15 protein-coding genes and 1 tRNA gene are annotated in these 17,011 nt (G+C 69.5%); 3 read left to right on the plus strand and 13 right to left on the minus strand.

The window, feature by feature from the left end:
- Positions 1-55: 55 nt before the first annotated feature.
- Positions 56-286, plus strand: a complete 231-nt coding sequence (locus OG884_RS20085; protein WP_326635071.1) for a hypothetical protein — start codon at positions 56-58, stop codon at positions 284-286.
- Here OG884_RS20085 and OG884_RS20090 read toward each other — a convergent pair whose 3' ends face one another.
- The 12 genes from OG884_RS20090 to OG884_RS20145 all read right to left on the minus strand — a co-directional run bounded on the left by OG884_RS20090 (position 287) and on the right by OG884_RS20145 (position 12,411).
- Positions 287-604 carry a hypothetical protein gene (locus OG884_RS20090; RefSeq protein ID WP_326635073.1) on the minus strand — a complete coding sequence of 106 codons (318 nt, stop codon included), beginning with the start codon at positions 602-604 and terminating at the stop codon, positions 287-289.
- Between the two features lie 2 nt (positions 605-606).
- Complete coding sequence (locus OG884_RS37540) at positions 607-903, minus strand: hypothetical protein (RefSeq protein ID WP_442811491.1); 297 nt, start codon at positions 901-903, stop codon at positions 607-609.
- Positions 904-1,288: 385 nt separating this feature from the next.
- Positions 1,289-2,620, minus strand: coding sequence for a UDP-glucose dehydrogenase family protein (locus OG884_RS20100; protein WP_326635074.1), 1,332 nt, complete (start codon positions 2,618-2,620; stop codon positions 1,289-1,291).
- 37 nt (positions 2,621-2,657) lie between these two features.
- Positions 2,658-3,848: a right-handed parallel beta-helix repeat-containing protein gene (locus tag OG884_RS20105; protein WP_326635076.1), complete on the minus strand. Its 1,191-nt coding sequence runs from the start codon at positions 3,846-3,848 to the stop codon at positions 2,658-2,660.
- Positions 3,849-3,851: 3 nt separating this feature from the next.
- Positions 3,852-5,774 carry a right-handed parallel beta-helix repeat-containing protein gene (locus OG884_RS20110; RefSeq protein ID WP_326635078.1) on the minus strand — a complete coding sequence of 641 codons (1,923 nt, stop codon included), beginning with the start codon at positions 5,772-5,774 and terminating at the stop codon, positions 3,852-3,854.
- Positions 5,771-8,083: a right-handed parallel beta-helix repeat-containing protein gene (locus tag OG884_RS20115; protein WP_326635080.1), complete on the minus strand. Its 2,313-nt coding sequence runs from the start codon at positions 8,081-8,083 to the stop codon at positions 5,771-5,773. The genes OG884_RS20110 and OG884_RS20115 overlap by 4 nt, the downstream gene beginning before the upstream one ends.
- Before the next feature lies 1 nt (position 8,084).
- Positions 8,085-9,302 carry a glycosyltransferase family 2 protein gene (locus OG884_RS20120; protein WP_326635082.1) on the minus strand — a complete coding sequence of 406 codons (1,218 nt, stop codon included), beginning with the start codon at positions 9,300-9,302 and terminating at the stop codon, positions 8,085-8,087.
- A 614-nt stretch (positions 9,303-9,916) separates the two neighbouring features.
- Entirely contained in the window at positions 9,917-10,546 is a 630-nt protein-coding gene (locus tag OG884_RS20125; RefSeq protein ID WP_326635083.1) for an RNA polymerase sigma factor, read from the minus strand.
- A complete protein-coding gene (locus tag OG884_RS20130; RefSeq protein WP_326646957.1) occupies positions 10,516-10,884 on the minus strand; it encodes a sigma factor in 369 nt (122 codons plus the stop codon). The genes OG884_RS20125 and OG884_RS20130 overlap by 31 nt, the downstream gene beginning before the upstream one ends.
- Positions 10,885-10,926: 42 nt before the next feature.
- Complete coding sequence (locus OG884_RS20135) at positions 10,927-11,334, minus strand: YciI family protein (protein WP_326635085.1); 408 nt, start codon at positions 11,332-11,334, stop codon at positions 10,927-10,929.
- Positions 11,335-11,575: 241 nt separating this feature from the next.
- A complete protein-coding gene (locus tag OG884_RS20140; RefSeq protein ID WP_326635087.1) occupies positions 11,576-11,824 on the minus strand; it encodes a hypothetical protein in 249 nt (82 codons plus the stop codon).
- 275 nt (positions 11,825-12,099) lie between these two features.
- Positions 12,100-12,411 (minus strand): hypothetical protein, encoded by a 312-nt coding sequence (locus OG884_RS20145; protein ID WP_326635088.1) that lies wholly within the window; start codon positions 12,409-12,411, stop codon positions 12,100-12,102.
- Between the two features lie 56 nt (positions 12,412-12,467).
- Between OG884_RS20145 and OG884_RS20150 the strand changes: the two genes are divergently transcribed.
- A complete protein-coding gene (locus tag OG884_RS20150; protein WP_326635090.1) occupies positions 12,468-15,746 on the plus strand; it encodes a BTAD domain-containing putative transcriptional regulator in 3,279 nt (1,092 codons plus the stop codon).
- A gap of 42 nt (positions 15,747-15,788) precedes the next feature.
- Here the strand turns inward: OG884_RS20150 and OG884_RS20155 are convergent, their stop codons facing one another.
- Positions 15,789-16,418 (minus strand): hemerythrin domain-containing protein, encoded by a 630-nt coding sequence (locus OG884_RS20155; RefSeq protein WP_326635092.1) that lies wholly within the window; start codon positions 16,416-16,418, stop codon positions 15,789-15,791.
- Between the two features lie 360 nt (positions 16,419-16,778).
- On the opposite strand from OG884_RS20155, the gene OG884_RS20160 reads away from it, so the two are divergent.
- Positions 16,779-16,851, plus strand: a tRNA-Thr gene (locus OG884_RS20160).
- The last annotated feature ends 160 nt before the right edge of the window (positions 16,852-17,011 follow it).

Genomic DNA, 17,011 nt, shown 5'->3' on the forward strand with positions numbered 1-17,011 from the left:
AAGAGTTCGCCGTCCAGCAGCGATCGGTCACCGTCTCCACGATCCGGATGAGCAGTTGGAAGCCGGTGTCGGAGTAGCGGGCCTTCTGCCGAGCGGCGGTGAGGTCCTGCGGCTCGAAGTACGGGCGCGCCTGCTCGACACCCCCGCGCGCGGCGACTACCGCACGCGGATCGACGACGCGGTGCACGGCGGCTCCACCATCGCCCGCGCCGCCCTCGCCGACGCCGTGCTCCGCGTCCTGCCCGACTCAGGCACCCACCGCCACACCGTCGACGTGGCCTACTGATCAGCGTGGGCGGCTGAGGGCGGCCTCGGCCAGATCCGTCCATTTCTCGGCCGAGGAGTGGGGCACGACCACCCAGTCCTTTATCGCCCTGCCCTGCCCCGAGGGGTCGAACAGGGACGCCCCGGCCAGCTGGAGCGCGGCTGTGTGTTCGGGGGTGTCCCTGACCAGCCGGAACACCATCGCGCCGTCGCGCTGCAGGCTCGCGAACACCTTCCCCGCCTGATCTTTTAGCGCGGGACTCCCCATCATCCTAGAGATCCCTACACCCAGGTCGGCCAGCTCGGCGCCGACCTGCTTGAAATCCTCTTCCGCGCTCATCGTCAGTCGGTCCCAAACTCCATGGCGGCGTGGTCGAGCAGCTCGTCGTGGTCGGGGCTCTTCTCGCGTGACGCGATCGCCTCGGCCCCGCCTTCCGGCAGCACGGCGATCAGGCTAGTCGTCCTGGCGGCACCGATCAAGGCCGGATGCGGGGTGCCGACCATGCCGAGTCCCGCCGCCGGTCCTCGACGTAGGCCAGGCAGCGGATCCCGTCCCATTTCCACCGCCCTCGCCTCGCGGTCGGCCCCCGCGGGCACCTGACCCGCCTGGGCGACCATCGGCTGGTAGACGGGCAGCATGGCCGAGGCCTACCCGCGGCCGGGATCGCTACGGTCTAGCGCCGGTAGATACCCGGCGTAGCTGCTCGACCCGCTCGGCGACTTCCTCGACCACGGGGGCCGGCCACCGCCCGTCCTCGGGCAGTGGCTCAGGCCCTCGTCGAGCGTTCAATTCCGGCCGGATAGCCCCAAGACCCCTTCCTGAAAGACCCCGCCGAAACAAAGACCCCGCCGAAACCGGGTCGGCGGGGTCTTCATGTCGTATGCCTGGATTTTGTGAATGTCGGCTACTGACGATCAAAGGTGGACGTTACCCGAAGCTGCAGGGCAGCGGCATGATCGTGCGTCATGCCGGGCTTTCGGGTTCAGTACGGGGCCGCCGCCTCTTGGCGGGCCGGTCGAGAGGTCAGGGACAGCCCAGTGCCCGGTACTCCCAGCCCGCCGCTCGCCAGACCTCCGCGTTGAGCGCGTGCCGGCCGTCCACGATCCGTGTGTGCTTGACCACCTGCGCCAGCGCCGCGGGATCGACCTCGCGGAATTCGGCCCACTCGGTGAGCAGGACCACCACGTCCGCGTCACGGGCCACGTCCAGGGCGCTCGTGCCGTACCTGAGCTCCGGGTAGGTGCGGCGCGCGTTGTCCAGCGCGGCCGGGTCGTACACCCGGACGTTGGCGCCCAGCCCGTGCATGGTCCGGGCCACATCCAGCGCCGGGGCGTCCCTGATGTCGTCGGAGTTGGGCTTGAAGGCCGCACCCAGGCAGGCGATCCTCTTGCCGTCGATCCGGCCGCCGAGCAGTTCCCGGACCAGGTCGATGGTCCGGGAACGGCGGCGCCGGTTGATCGCGTCGACCTCGCGGAGGAAGGAGACGGCCTGGCCGACGCCGATCTCCTCGGCCCGGTGCGCGAAGGCGCGGATGTCCTTGGGCAGGCAGCCGCCGCCGAAGCCCAGGCCCGGCTGGAGGAACCGGCCACCGATCCGGTCGTCGTAGGCGAGGGCCTTGGCCAGGTCGCGGACGTCGGCCCCGGTGGCCTCGCAGACCTCGGCCATCGCGTTGATATAGGAGATCTTGGTGGCCAGGAACGAGTTGGCGGCCACCTTGACGAGCTCTGCGGTGGCCAGGTCGGTGACCACCACCGGGGTGCCGAGGTCGAGGATCGGCCGGAACGCCGAGGCCAGCCGCTCGCGTGCCCACTCCGAGGGGACGCCGAACACGAGCCGGTCGGGCCGGAGCGTGTCGTCGACCGCGAAGCCCTCCCGCAGGAACTCCGGGTTCCAGGCCAGCTCCACCTCCTCGCCGGCCGGGGCCAGCTCGTGGAGCAGGTCGGTCAGGTGGGCGGCGGTGCCCACCGGGACGGTCGACTTGCCGACCACCAGGCAGCGCCGGGTCAGATGGGGGGCCAGGTCGCGTACGGCGGCGTCGACGTAGCTCAGGTCGCAGGCGTCCGAGCCCGGCTGCTGGGGGGTGCCGACGCAGACGAAGTGAACGTCGCCGTGTTCGGCGGCCTCCGCGTAGGAGGTGGTGAACCGGAGCCGGCCCGATGCCAGCGCCTTGTCCAGTAACTCGGGTAGGCCCGGTTCGAAGAACGGTACCTCCCCGGACTGCAGCTTTCCTATCTTCTTGCTGTCCACGTCGAGGCCGACCACGTCGTACCCCAGCGACGCCATGCAGACCGCGTGCGTCGCTCCGAGGTAGCCGGTTCCGATCACAGTCAGCCTTGGGAGCTCGGCTCCGTCCATCTCTGTTTTCCCTGTCTACTTGTCCTTGAGCCCCTGCTCAGGAACAGACATCTTTTTTGGTGAGCATGCCGCCGGTGACCTTGTTGTCACAGGCGATCGTGTTTCCGCCGGCCGTGTCATTGATGCCGACTCCGCCGGAGTCGCCGAGGTCGATGATGTTGGCTCGGAACACGTTCCGGGTGCCCCAGCCGTCCACGATCTTGTGGGTCTGGAAGCCGTCCGCGTTGGTGCTGCGACCGGTGTTGCCCTGGATGAGGTAGCCGTTGCCCTTGACGTCGACCCAGGAGTCGTTGTGCTTGGAACCGCCGAGGCCGGAACCGTCGAAGATGTTGCCGACGATGTGACCGTCGGAGGTGCCCTCCTTGATGTCGATCGCCTCGGCGGTGGACCGGATGACGTTGCCGCGCACGATGTTGCGGTCGCTTCGGTCCATCTTCCCGCCGGAGAAGGCCGCCCAGTTGCTCTCCGCGGTGCCGAGGTAGACGCCCTCGCCGAACTTCTCCCGGCGCAGGCCGGTCGCGTAGATCATGCAGTACTGGACGGTGTTGTCGCTGCTGAAGTTGCGGAGGTGAATCGCCTCGTCCCCGATGTGGTGGACGGTCAACCCCTGGATGATCGTGTTGTTGGTCTGGTCGGCCATCACTCCCTTCTGGCTGTTGCGGACGGTGAAGCCGATCAGCCGCCAGTGATCGACCTGGTTGAGGTGGAAGGCGTAGCCCTTCTTGACGCCGCCGCCGTCGATGATCGCCTCGGGCGGGCCGCAGACGAAGATCGGATCAGCCTCGGTGCCTGAGATCGCCGCCACGAACCGGCCGGCGTAGACGCCGGGCTCCAGCCTGATCACCGTGCCCGGCTCGGCCGCCTCCAGCGCCTCGACGAGCTCGGTGGCGTCGGCGACGGTCACCGTGGCCTCGGGGCAGTCGATCATCCCTTTCCCGGTGGGGACGGCGATGTCGGGTGGCTCCTGCGATGCGGTGAACTCCGCCACGTCTTCCTCCACCTGCGAATCGTCTTCCTCCACCTGCGAATCGTCTTCCTTCACCTGCGAATCGTCTTCCTCGATCTGCGAGGCCGGCGTGTCCGCGCTCCTTGGCCGGATGTCCTCGATCGGGGTGCTCGGCCCCTCTCCGCCGCCGAACAGTCCGCGCAGCAGCACCACGACGATCACCGTGATGGCCGCCCCCGCCAGCATCCCCAGCAGGGTCTTTCGGTCGACGTCCAGGCGCATCGCTCAGTTCCTCTCAGCAGGGGGCCGGGCGGCGGCGGTGCTCAGGATCCGGACCGGTCGCTCTTCCATCAGCAGCTGCTTCTCGTATGGGTAGACGAATCTGTGCCCGACCCGGGGGCCGTCACCGCGCAGCGCCCGGAGTGCCGAGATCGCGATCAGGGCGATCACACCGAACCAGATCAGGTTCATCGGCTTGGCGATCCGCCCGACCATCGTCCAGAAACCGGCGGTGTCCTGCCAGCCGCCGGTGTTGTTCTGCGTGACGGTCATGGCTCCCCTCGCCCGGCTGGTGTCGAGCGCGCTGCGGCCGGCCCCCCCCAGAGTGTTGCCGGTGACCTTGGTGTCCTTGACGTCGCCGAGCAGTGAGATCGCGTGCAGCGAGGCGGACTCGACCGTGTTGCCGGAGATGGTGGCCTTCGCGTCGCGGAGATAGATGGCGGTCAGGGTGTTCCGCACGATGTTGCCGCTGACCCGGGCCGACCGCACCCCGTCGCGGAGTGCGATCCCCTGGCTGAGCTGGCCGGTGAGACGGTTGCCGGAGACCTGGACCCCGGTGGCGTCCTGGCTCACCACGATGCCCATCTCCCCGCCGATCACCTCGGTGGTCTGTACGGCGAGTTTGACGCCCCCCTGGATCTCCACGCCGTAGCGGCCGTTGTCCCGCGCTGTGCTGCTGGTCACCGAACTGCCGCCGAAACTGCGCAGTGACTCCCCGGATGCAGACGGCCCGCGGGCCAGCGGCAGGCCGCTGATCGTGAAGCCGTTGCCGGTGTTGCGCGATGCCTCCGAACCGGTGATCGTGACGTTCTGGGTACCCCGGGACAGGACGAACCCGTCACCCCGGCTGTCGGTCACGGTGGTGTTCTCGATGGTGGCGTTGCGCGCGAACCGGTGGAGCAACACCCCGTGAACCAGGCTCCCGGTGACCGAGACGCCGGTGATCCGGGTCTCGTTGGAGGCCGTGATGAAGATCCCGTACGCGTTGCCGGTGATCTTGGTGTCGGTGATGTCGCCGGTGACCAGGTTGGCCTCGGGGAACCGGTAGGAGACCCTGCCGAGGCCTGCCCCGTTGGTGATCTCGATCTGGTCGGTGCCGCCCCGGCTCGGCACGAGGAGGCCGTTGGGCAGGAGCGCCCGCTGCTGGGAGGTGGTCGACTCCGACGGGGGAGCCGCGGTGGGGACGGCGACCTGCTCCGCGCCCTGGGTCGGCCGGTCGCTGCCGGTCAGCGCCAGCCCGCCGGTCGGGCCGCTCCAGAACCCGAGATGCTCCACCTGCGCGTGGCTCATCTTGAGCTCCCCGCCGATCGTGCGCAGGTAGGCGCGTCCGTCGGAGACCTTGGTGTCCGCCGTCTTGGCGTGCGTGTCCCAGCTCGTCATCCGGACTGGGTTCTGCGCCGAACCGTTGATCCGGACGCTCGCGCCGAAGCTCACGATCGAGACGAAGGTGCCGGGCTCGCTGCGCATCCGGATCACCAGCGGGCCGGTCGCGTTCTGGAGCACCAGTTTGGCCCCCGGGCCGACGAACACGTTGATGCCGAGCAGGTAGGAGCCGTCCGACTGTTTCTGGAAATGCTCCTGGCCCAGGCGTTCCAGATCGGCGACCCGGTACGGATCGCGGCGCGGCGGTAGGACGAGCGTCCGGCCGTTGGCCGAGCTGGAGATGTGCGGCACGCGGGCCTTCGCGGCGGCGGGGCCGCCCCGCGCCAGCGTCGAGCTCAGCGTCGCGCGGGTCTGCATGATCCGCAGCTCCTCCTGGTCGACCAGGGTGGACTGCTGCTGCGCCTCCGCCGGGGAGACGTCGTTGACCGCGGGAGGTGCGGCGGGGCCGTCGAAGTAGGAGAGGTAGGTCCAGGTGCCGGCTGCGGACAGGCCCAGCACCAGGACGAAGAGGAGAACGCGGCTCTTCTTCCGGCGTGCGTTGCTCATGCCCTGCCTCCGGCCACGGGGGCCGAGCCGGCGTGCAGCGGCGGAGAGGACTGCCGGCGCCGCCGCGTGGGAGGCCCGGCGGGTGCCGGTTGCTCCGGCTGGTTCGGTGCGGCGTGCGGGAGCACCAGGACCTGCTTCTCGACGAGCGCCTGCTGATGCTCGTAGGGGTCGCGGATCCCCTGGCCGTGTTGCCGCCGTTCGGCGACGCCGCGGGCTCGGAACGCCGATACGACTATCAGCAGGATGACAGCGGCCCAGATCACGTTCATGGGCTTGATGAAGCGCTTGACCTTGACCCAGAGCGACGAGGTGTCATCCCACTGTTCCTCGTCGTTGTTGTGCGTGTTCAGCCTGTCGTTGGCCCGTGCGACGCTGATCGCGCTCGTCCCCGCACCGATGAGGGTGTTCCGGGTGATCTCGGAGCCCTCGGCGTCGCCGACCACGGTGATCCCGTGGGCTTTGGGGGCTTTGAGGGCGGGCAAGGTTGTGATCTTGTTTCCGACGATCATGCCGTTGGAGTCGCGGAGGTAGATTCCGGTGATGGTTCCGGTGATGGTGTTGCCGGCCACGTGCGCGCCGGTCGCCCCGTCGCGTAGCGCGATCGCCTGGCGGCGCTGGTCCGTCAGCCTGTTACCGGAGATCTGCACTCCGCCGGCACCCTCGCGTACCACGATGCCCATGTCGCCGCCGATGACCTCGTTGGTCTGCACGGCCAGCCGGCTGCCGCCGAGCACCTCGATGCCGTACCTCTTGTTGTTGCGGGCGACGCTGTTGCTGACCGAGCTGTCGCCGTAGACGGCCAGTGACTCGCCGCTCGCGGACGGGCCGCTCGCGAGCGCCCGGCCGTTGAGCGTGAAGCCGTTACGCCCGTTCCTCTCGGCCAGGGAGTCGATGACCTTTACCTTCTCGGTCGCCCGGGACAGCACGAAACCGTCGCCGCCGCTGCCGATCACCTTGGTCGCCTCGATCGTCGCGTTCTTGGCGAACCGGTGCATGAACACGCCGTGTACCAGGCTGTTGAGGATTCTGTTGTCAATGATCTGCGTCTGGTTCGAGCCGGAGACGAAGATCCCGTAGGCGTCGCCGTTGATGACGCTGTTCTTGATCGATCCGGAGACCAGTTCGTCGGCGAGTACGTGTGAGGCGGTGCCGGGGCCGATCGGGATGGTCTCCACGTCGCCGAAGTTGCTTTCGCCCTGCTCGCCCTTGGTGTTCGCCAGCCGTTCCTGCTTGTCCTGGTGGCGCTGCTCCTTCGTCCGGTGCCGGTAGACGCTGGCCGGCCGCTCGGTGCCGGTGAGCGCGATTCCCCCGGTACGGCCGCTCCAGAATCCCAGGTGGGAGACGTGGGTGTAGGTCATCTCGAACTCGCCGCCGACCGCCCGGATGTAGGCGCGGCCATCGGTGGTGATCCGGTCCGGCTTCTGGGTCCGCACATCCCAGCTGGTGATCCGCACCGGCCTCCGGGCACTGCCCTTGATCTCGATGTCGCCGCCGAAGGCGATGATCGAGCTGAACGAGCCGGGCAGGCTGCCCATCCGCAGCGTCAGCGGACCGCGCAGATGCAGGCGCGCCCCGTCGGCGACGAAGACGTGCACGCCGAGCAGGTAGGAGCCGTCCTTCAGCCGCTTCAGGTACCGGCCGTTCTCGACGGCCGCCAGGTCCTTGATGGTGTACGGGGTCTCGTTGTTCCGCGAGGGCAGCACCAGCGTCCTGCCGTGCGCCGAGACGAAGACCTGGGGCTGTTTGCGCTGGGCGGCCGCGACGCCGCCGGCCTGCAGCAGGGCCGTGAGCGCGGCACGGGTCTGGATGATCCGCTGGTCCTCGACGTCGACCAGGGTCGCCTGCGCCTCGGCCTCGCCCGCCGTGAAGGTGCCGGCCTCCAGGATCGCGTCGTCCGCCATGATCGCGTCTTCGACCAGGGGCGGGGCCTCTTCCTCGGCCGGATCCGCGGTCGGAGCCGGGCCGGCTGTGCTGGCCGGTCCGTTCGTCGGGGCCGAGCCGGTCGGGTCCGGATCGGCGGTCGGGTCCGGGTCGGCTACCCGGGTCGGCTTGACGGTCGGGGTCGGGGTGGGTTTCTTCGGAGGGCGGTCGTCCTCATCGGGAGGTTCCTCCTTGGGGACCTGGTTGTCCTCTTCGAACGGGTTGCCATCCGAGGTGGCGCTGCTCGACGGGGACGGCTTGACCCCGGAGTTTATCTCGGACTCACCGGGTGGGTTGGGAGACGAGAGGGCGGTGGCGGCGGCCGGCCCGGTCCCCAGCCCGAACGCCAGCACCGCGGCGGTCAGCAGGACGGGAACGCTGCGCGACATCTCAGGCCATTCCCTTGAGGGTGGCGGCGCTCTGGCCCGCCCCACCCACCTGGTCGGAGGTACGGGTGAGCCAGCCCTGCTTGTTCATCGTCAGGAACGCGTACAGCTTGATCGGCAGCGCGATCATGATGACCACCAGGCAGAGCAGTGGCAGCAGCAGGATCTCCTTGGGGTGGCGGCGCAGGTGTGACCAGCCGCGGATGCCCCGGCCCAGGAGCACCCAGCCGACGGCGAGCCCGATGCTCACCGGGGTGAGTTCGAGCCTGCTGAAGAACAGGTAGGCGAGTGTGACGCCCATGGTCACCGGGGTGAGCAGGATCTGCAGCACGGTCACCTTGGTGACCAGTGGCGTCTTCCACAGCCACCCCTTCCACAGCGCGGTCAGGTAGCAGCGGTAGGAGTTCCGGCTCCACCGGACGCGCTGCTTGACGAAGGCGCGGAAGGAGTCGGGGAACATCGAGATGGCAAGGGCCGAGGACTGGTGCACGGTCTTGTATCCGGAGGCGAGGATGAGCCAGGTGAGCCGGCCGTCGTCGCCGGCGATGCACCGGCGGCCGAGGAAGAACTCGTTCTCCAGATGGGTGACGACCGGGGTGATGGCCGCACGCCGGTAGGCGGCGGTCCGGCCGGACAGGCAGGCCACCCCGCCCCTGCTTCCCATCGCCGGCACGTAGTCGTAGTAGCGCAGGTTGACCAGCCAGTCCGCGATGCGCCGCCAGACGCTGCTGGTCCGCTGGTACACGTTCTGCTGGGTGCCGACCCCGCCGACCGCCGGGTCTTCGAAGGGCATCTGCACGGCGGCCAGCAGGCCGGGCTGCCACCAGGTGTCGGAGTCGGCGAAGACCACGATCTCCCCCCTGGCCGCTCGGATGCCCACCCCGAGTGCGGAGCGTTTGCCCGAATGTTCGTACACCAGGACGCGCAGCCGAGGGTCTGTCACCTCGTGGAGCCTGGCATGGCACTCGGTGTCCCCGACGTCCACGACTATGATCACTTCGTTCGGGTCCTGGGAGAGCCAGCTCTCCAGGCAGCGCACCAGGATCTCGGCGTCCTCCCGGTAGGACGGGACGACCACGGAGACCGTGGTCCGGTAGCCGTTCACGATCGGTTTGGCCAGCCGGGAGAGGATCACCCGGTAGAGCCAGAGGCCCCAGACGAGCAGGCCGGCCAGCCCCAGTGGAATCACGTCCCGCCAGGACCCGTTTGCACTGGAACGCACCACCCATTCATAGGCAGAGTCAAACCAATCCGAAATGGGCGCCACGGAGCCTCCTGGGCGATTTGTCCTCGTATGCCTGCGTGACCTCGGGCAGACGACCCCTCGACAGACAGATAAGGACAATACTGGTCCGAATTTCCTAAATCTTTTGGAACGGTGCAATCGTTACAAGACTGAAGAAAATTTCACACGGGGCATCTGTGGTTGGTGTGGTGGTGCCGAGGTCCCCCGTCTGGGAAATTCCGCCCTGGCGTCGACGGTGGTTTGCGCTAAATGCTGATCATTTTCAGCTGTGTTTATTTTTTGCTCGTACTTGCGGGTATTTTTCAGCAACAGTCGGTGGACGGGTGGTTTTCCGCTGGCACTTCGCCGATATGGATCATGGATCGCAGAGGTCAACTTACGGCTCCCGGAGGGCCCGTGAGGACAAATCAACTGATTTCGATCTCGGTCGCGGAATGCGATCTTGATCGTGGCGACAATCGGTGGGAATGCCGTGGGGGCAGGTTCATGAGGAGCCGTCCCGGCAGGAGGCCGCGCCCCGAGGCGGAGCGGCGTGCGCTTTCGGTGACATCCATGTCCGGATCACGCACGCGGAAAGCCTGGGCTCAGGCTCACCGGTCCGGTTGCTCCGCGGTGGCGAGCCGGGCGGCGCGAGTGGTGAGGTAGTCGCGCTCCGGGGTGCTCGTCGTGCGGCTCGCCGCCGCGCGGTAGTCGTCGACGGCCGCCCGCGGGTCACCGGCCATCTCCAGCAGGTGGGCCCGGGCGGCGTGGAAGCGGTGGTGTCCCGACAGGCGGTCTTCGAGTTCGCCGAGCATCTCCAGGCCGGTCGCGGGGTCGTGCGCCATGGCGGCGGCGACGGCGCGGTTGAGCGAGACCATCGGGTTGTCGGACATGCGTTCCAGCAGGCCGTACAGGGCAAGGATCTGCGGCCAGTCGGTCTCCTCGGCCGTCGGCGCCTCGTCGTGGACCGCGGCTATCGCCGCCTGGAGCCGGTAGGGGCCGACCGCACCCCTGGCCAGGGTGTCGGTGATGAGCGCGATCCCCTCGGCGACCGCCTTGCCGTCCCACAGGCTCCGATCCTGCTCCGCCAGCGGGACCGGGGCGCCGTCCGCGCCGGTCCGCGCGGGGCGCCGGGCGTCGGTGAGCAGCATCAGCGCGAGCAGCCCGGCCACCTCGCGGTCGTCGGGGAGCAGGTCGTGAGCCATCCTGGTCAGCCTGATCGCCTCGCGGGACAGCTCCACGCGCTGCAGGTCGGGGTCAGCGCGGGATGACAGCAGAGGAACAGCGTGGTCAGCGTGTCGTCCCGGTCCCTCGCACGCGCGTCGTCCGCCGGCGGGGCGGTACGCAGCTCGGGGGGCGCCTGCGCGGCCACCAACTCCTCCCGGCGGCGGGCCTGCTCGTTGCGCACCTGCTCGGTCATCCGGCGGTACGTGACCTGGATGAGCCACCCTCGCGGGTTGGCGGGTACGCCCTCCGCCGGCCACTGGGCCATGGCGTCGAGCAGCGCCTCCTGGACCGCGTCCTCGGCGGTGGCGAAGTCTCCGAAGCGGCGGGTGAGCACGCCGACGACCTGCGGCACCAAGCGGCGCAGCAGGTCGTCGATGGCCGGGCTATCCAGCGGTCACAGCTTCTCGGGCGGGGCGGCCGACATCACCTCGCGCACCTCGATCGGCATGTTCAACGGCTTGCCGCCGGGGCCGGGCGCGGCGGAGACGTACGCGGCGAGATCGACGGCGCGCTCGGGGCCGTCGCAGTCGATGATCCAGTAGCCGATCAGGAATTCCTTCGTCTCGGGGAACGGGCCGTCCGTGACGACGGCGGCGCCGCCCTCGCCGGCCCGGACGATCCTGGCCTGGTCCGGGGCCGCCAGCCCCTGCGCGTCCACGAACTCCCCGGCCTCGATGAGCTTCCTGTTCGTGTCGTGCATGAACTCGATGTGGGCCTTGACGTCCTCGACAGGCCAGGTGTGAATCGGCGGGATCTCGTCCTGTGGCTGCCCGCTGAACTGCATCAACATCATGTACTTCATGTCTTCGCTCCTCGTGTTCGAGCGCCGTCCTCGACGCTCTCACCCACAGGTAGAAGCAGACCCATCCGTTCTCGACATTCTGTCGGACATCCGGGAAGAAAAATCTGCCGGAGTCCAAGCGGCAGGCTCCGGCGAGCCGCTACGGGGTGAATGTCGGGCGCCGCAGACGGGGGTCCCAGGGGCCTGTCCCTTCCGCAGGCTCCGCCCGCCGTGGCGGCCCGGAGGCGGGGAGCGGGCGGGACTACAGGCCCATCTCGCGGGTCAGCAGCCGGTGTGCCTGCTCGATGTCGGCGGAGGTGTAGCCGGGGATGCTCCGGTCGAGCTGCTGGAGGAGGTCCATCAGAGCCTGCTTCTGTGCCATGTGCTGGACGGGGATCTGGTCAAGGTCCACGTTGATGAGCCAGTCGAACAGCACCACCGCGTCGGCGGTCCACAGGCTCAGCGCGGTCATGTCCGAGGCTGCCATTCTCAGGCCGGGCGTTCCGCTCATGCGAGCAACCTACCCCCATGCATATATGCGAAATAACCTGCTTTGTCGTCTTAAGGTGCCGGGCTTACGGCGGGGCCGGGGCTACTGCCGAGTAATGATCGAAAACATTCGAAAATCAATAGAAAATGATATCGCATACCCTTCTGGCCGTCGGCTTCATGTTTAGGTGGTGAATGTCCGGATTCGAGCTTCGGCTGAGCGGCCAGGAGTTCCGGCCGCTCCAAGAACCCCGCCTGAGCGGTAGGGGGCTTCCAGGGGCGGTTCCGAAGACCTCCTCACCCGCTGAGCGCGGCCCACAGGGTTTCGAACTCCTCGGAGGTCAGGGAGTTCAGGCCGAAGTCGCCGGGGTAGATCGGGCCCTCGGCCAGGAAGCCGTGCTCGTCCTCGATGTGGCTCCACGAGTACGTGCGGGCCAGGCCGTCCGAGCCCAGCTCGGCGTGTCGCACGGGCCAGTACTCCCCGCCGCTGTCGATGACGGTCTCGAACAGCCACACGTGGCCGTCGCCGTCCACCCCGTGCCAGTACAGGTGTGGCCGGTCGCTCTCGTCGAGCGCCCGGATCGTTTCCTTGCGACGGCTTTGCAGCATTCTGCTCCCTAATATTCACCAAAGGCAGTCCAAGGGCGCTTATCCTGCCCTTTGCTATGTTGCGAGTTCTTGGTCCGCTTCAGGCGGAGATCAACGGCCATACTGTCGACCTCGGCACCTCCCGTCAGCGGGCCGTGGTGGCCAGGCTCGTCGCGGCGGGTGGACACGTGGTCTCCACCGATCGTTTCATCGATGACCTGTGGCGTGGGCAACCTCCTCCCAAGGCGCTGGCCGCCCTCCAGGTCTACGTGTCCAACCTGCGGCGGGTGCTCGAACCCGGAAGGCTGCCGCGCACGCCCGCCACGATGCTGGTCAGCGCCGCACCCGGTTACCGCCTCCGGCTGGAGCCCGAGCAGGTGGACGCCTGGCTGTTCCCCCGCCTGGTCGACGCCGCCGGGGCCGCGCTCGCCGCGGGAGACGGGACGCGGGCACTGGAGGCGGTGGACCGGGCGCTCGCGCTCTGGCAGGGGCCGGCCTACGCGGAGTTCGCCGACAACGAGTGGGCGGAGCCCGAGGCCGTACGGCTGGACGAGTTGCGGCTGGTCGCAGTGGAGCACCGGGCGGAGGCGCTGCTGGTGCTCGGACGCAACGCCGAGATCGAGCTTGAGCCGCACGTCCGAGCCCATCCGCTCAGGGAGAGCGCCGTCCGGCTGCTCGCCCTGGCCTACTACCGGGCCGGGCGGCAGGCCGACGCCCTGGCCACGATCAGGAAGGCCCGCGAGACCCTCGTCAACGAGCTGGGGGTGGATCCGGGCCCCGCGCTGCGCGCGCTGGAGGGCGACATCCTCGCCCATGCCGATTCCCTGAACCGCCCGCCCGCGCCCGCCTCCGGACAGGCACCGATCTCCGGTGCCGACCCCGTACCCGACCCCGTACCCGACCTCGTGGGCCGTACGGAGGAGATGGCGGCGCTGCAGGCGATCGCGGACCGGGGCGGGCTGCGCACGGTCTGGCTGGGCGGAGATCCCGGAGCGGGCAAGAGCGCGCTGGTCGCCGCGTTCGCCAGGCGGCTGGCGGCACGTGGCTGGCTGACCGCGACCGGGCAGTGCCCGGAGACCGACGGCGGGGCGCCGCCCGCCTGGGCGTGGAGCGAGGTGCTGCGCGCCCTGGCCGTGGACCGGCCGCCCCAGGACGACCTGGCCGCCCGGCTGGCGCCGCTGCTGGACGACGACGCCCCGCCGGCGGGACCGTTCCTGCTGGCCCGGACGGTGGGCGACTACCTCTCGCGGATCGTCGGGCAGGGCACCCGGCTGCTGGTGGTCGTGGAGGACGTGCACCGGGCCGACAGCGAGACGCTCCAGCTCCTGCGCCACCTCGCGACGGGCGTCGCCGAGGCCGACATCATGATCGTCGCGACCTACCGGCACACCGAGGCCGTCGATCACCTGGGGGCGACCTGGGCAGCCCTGGCCGGGCGCGAGACCCACCGGCTCGACCTGCACGGGCTCGGCGGCGAGGACGTGGCGCTGCTGCTGCGCGAGCGCTCGGGCCGGGAGGTGGACGAGGTGACCGCGCGGACCGTGGCCGAGCGCACCGGCGGCAACCCGCTGTTCGTCTGCGAGACCGCGCGGCTGATCACCACGGACGGCACCTCGGCCGCCCGCGCGCTGCCGCCTGGCGTGCGCGACCTGATCCGGCGCAGGATCGCCAGGCTGCCCGCGGCGACCCAGAGAACCCTGCGGGACGCGGCCGTCGTCGGGCGGGACATCGACGTCGACGTGCTGCTCGCCCTGGACGGCTCCGACGAGGAGGTCGTGCTCGAAGCGCTGGAGGCGGGCGTGCTGACCGGGCTGCTGACCGAGCCCGCGCCGGGCCGGGTGCGCTTCGCCCACGTGCTCGTCAGGGAGACGCTGTACGAGGACACGCCGGGACTGCGCCGCATGCGCCTGCACGGCAGGGTCGTCGGCGCGCTGGAGCGGGTCCGGCCGGGGGAGGTCACCGCGCTGGGACACCACGCGCTCGCCGCGGCCACCCCGGCCTCGGCGGGGCGGGCGGTGTCCTACGCCAGGGCGGCGGCCGAGCAGGCGCGCGGCATGCACTCCTACCGGGAGGCCGGGGCGTTCTACCGGGGGGCGCTGGAGCTGAGCGACGACGACGCGCTCCGGCTCGACCTGCTCTGCTCGCTGGTGCAGGTCCAGGCGCACGAGGGCAACGCGCTGGCCGCCAGGGAGAACCGGGAGCGGGCCATCGCCCTCGCGCGGCGGCTGGGCGACGGCCTGAACCGGGCGCTGACCGCCTACGACGCCCCGGTGACCTGGTCGATCCAGCCCGACAGGCACGTGGACCAGCCGCTCGTCGACGCGCTGGTGGAGGCGCTGGACGGCGCCGACGACGAGACCCGCTGCCGGCTGCTGGCCACGCTCGTCTTCGAGTTGGAGGGGCACGACGACGAGCGCTGCCGTGCCTACAGCGCGGAGGCGATCGTGATCGCCCGGCGGCTGGGCCGTACCGACCTCGTCTGCCTGGCCCTCAACGCCCGCTACTTCGTGCTGCTGACACCGGGCCGCCGTGACGAGCTTGAGATCCTGGGCCGGGAGCTGGTCGAACTGGGCGACCGCGACGGGCTGCCCGGGTACGCGATGCAGGGGCACCACGCCCTGTTCATGGTCAGCCTGGGCCGCTGCGACCTGGCCGCGGCCAGGCGGCACGCGGACCGCGCCCTGGAGCACTCCACCACCGGCCAGCTTGGCCTGGCGCTGGGCGTGCTGTCCATGCTCGACACGCTGGTCCTGCTGGTCAGGGGTGACTTCGAGGGCGCGGAACGGTCCTACCTGGCGATCGGCGAGCGGATGGTGGCCGTCGGCGGGGCCAACGCCCACATCATCGGTGCCCTGGGCCGTTTCGTGGCCCGGCTGGCGGCCGGTGTGCCGCACGACATACAGGAACTGCTGACGCTGTACTTCTTCGCTCCCGAGGGGATGGCGGACATCGTCGTCCGGGCGCTGGTCGCCGAGGGCCGTCTGGACGAGGCTCGCGCCTACTGGAAGCCTGATCAGGAGCCCCACCTGGACTACTACTGGCTCCTCTGGCAGGGGCTGCGCGGCGAGAGCGCTATCGCGCTGGGCGACCGTGCGGTGGCCGAAGGCTGCTACCGGGTGCTGCTGCCCTGGGACGGCGAGCTGGCCGGGATGCACTCCGGATCGGTCACGCTGGGACCGGTCGCCCTGATCCTGGGCGACCTGGCCGTCTTCCTCGGCCACGACGCGAGTGCCCACTACGAGCAGGCGGTGCGGGTCGCCGAGCGGATCGGCTCGCCGCACTGGGCACGCAGGGCGGCGGAGGCACTCGCGGTGCGAGGTGGCCGGACCCCAGCTGGAGGCTCGAACCGGTCGTAGGCGGCGCCCGCCCGGGGCGGGCGCGAGGCCCGGCGGCCTGGGTCAGGAGCCGAAGATGAGCAGCAGGCGGCGCCGGTGGCCGCGCCGGAACAGGGAGAGCATCAGCGTCAGCATGGGACCGGCGAGCCTGCGCAGCCTGGCCAGCTCGTCGGGCTTGGCGTACTGCTCGATCCTCGGCAGATCGATCTTGACGTTCCCGCCCTTGCGGACCGCCGTCTCGACCGTCTCCCAGTCGGCGACGGACACGTACTTCTTGATGATCGGGAAGAGCAGTCGCTCCTCTTCGATGATGTGCTCGTCGAGCATGTCGGCCAGCCGGGTGAGGGACTTGGCGAGCGCGGAGGCGTCGCCGGTCGAGGCGAACGCGGCGGCCTGGCCGTTGATCTCGGCCAGCAGCGGGTCGAGATCGGCGTGGTCGTCACTCAGGTCGCGAAGGTCGACCTCGGCTCCGGCGGACCGTTCGATGACGGGCCAGAGCACCTCGTCCTCCATCGTGTGGTGGTGGTGGATGCCCTGGTTCAGGGTCGCGATGAATCCGGCGATGGCGCCGGCGCGGGCCGGGCCGGCTACCTGCCGTCCATCGGTCAGCTGGGTCGCGAGGTCGGCCAGGCGGCGGACGTCACCGCGCATGGCGCGGTGGGTGATCTGGAATCCCAACAGCTCTGGGGTCATGTCGGAGGGCTCCTTGGGCGATGCGGGCGGCTTACCCGACTACGGTGCGGCAGCTCTCTTATGGGCTACTTGGCGGCTACTTGGTAGTGCGATCGGCAGCCCGACGCGGTGGGCTTGGTGAGGCGCGCCTCCGCTGCCGCCCGCCGGCCGTCAGGTGCCGCCCGCCGGCCGTCGTGGTGGCCGTCGTGGTGGACGTCGGGAGGTTCCCCGGCAGAGGCCGGATCCGGGGCGTCGGTGGTGGTTTGAGGGGGCCGTCGGGGGAGGAGCTGTGGTGATCCGGGCGGTCCTTGATTGATTTCGCATCCCGCTGCGGAGCCGTGTATGGTTACACCTGTCCGCAAGCGAGAGCGACACGGACAGGCCCCTTTAGCTCAGTCGGCAGAGCGTCTCCATGGTAAGGAGAAGGTCTACGGTTCGATTCCGTAAAGGGGCTCACAGTCTGACCAGTAGAAACGCCCGACCCGCGAGATCGCGGAGTCGGGTGTTTTTCGTTGTGCGCGATATTTGCGCGACAGCGCCGTCAGCCCACTCTCGCGGCGGGGAATTGCAGCACGTCTGCGCGATCCGCCACCGGGGAGACCGGCCGATGCCGG

It is taken from the genome of Streptosporangium sp. NBC_01755, from assembly GCF_035917995.1.
Lineage (GTDB): Bacteria > Actinomycetota > Actinomycetes > Streptosporangiales > Streptosporangiaceae > Streptosporangium.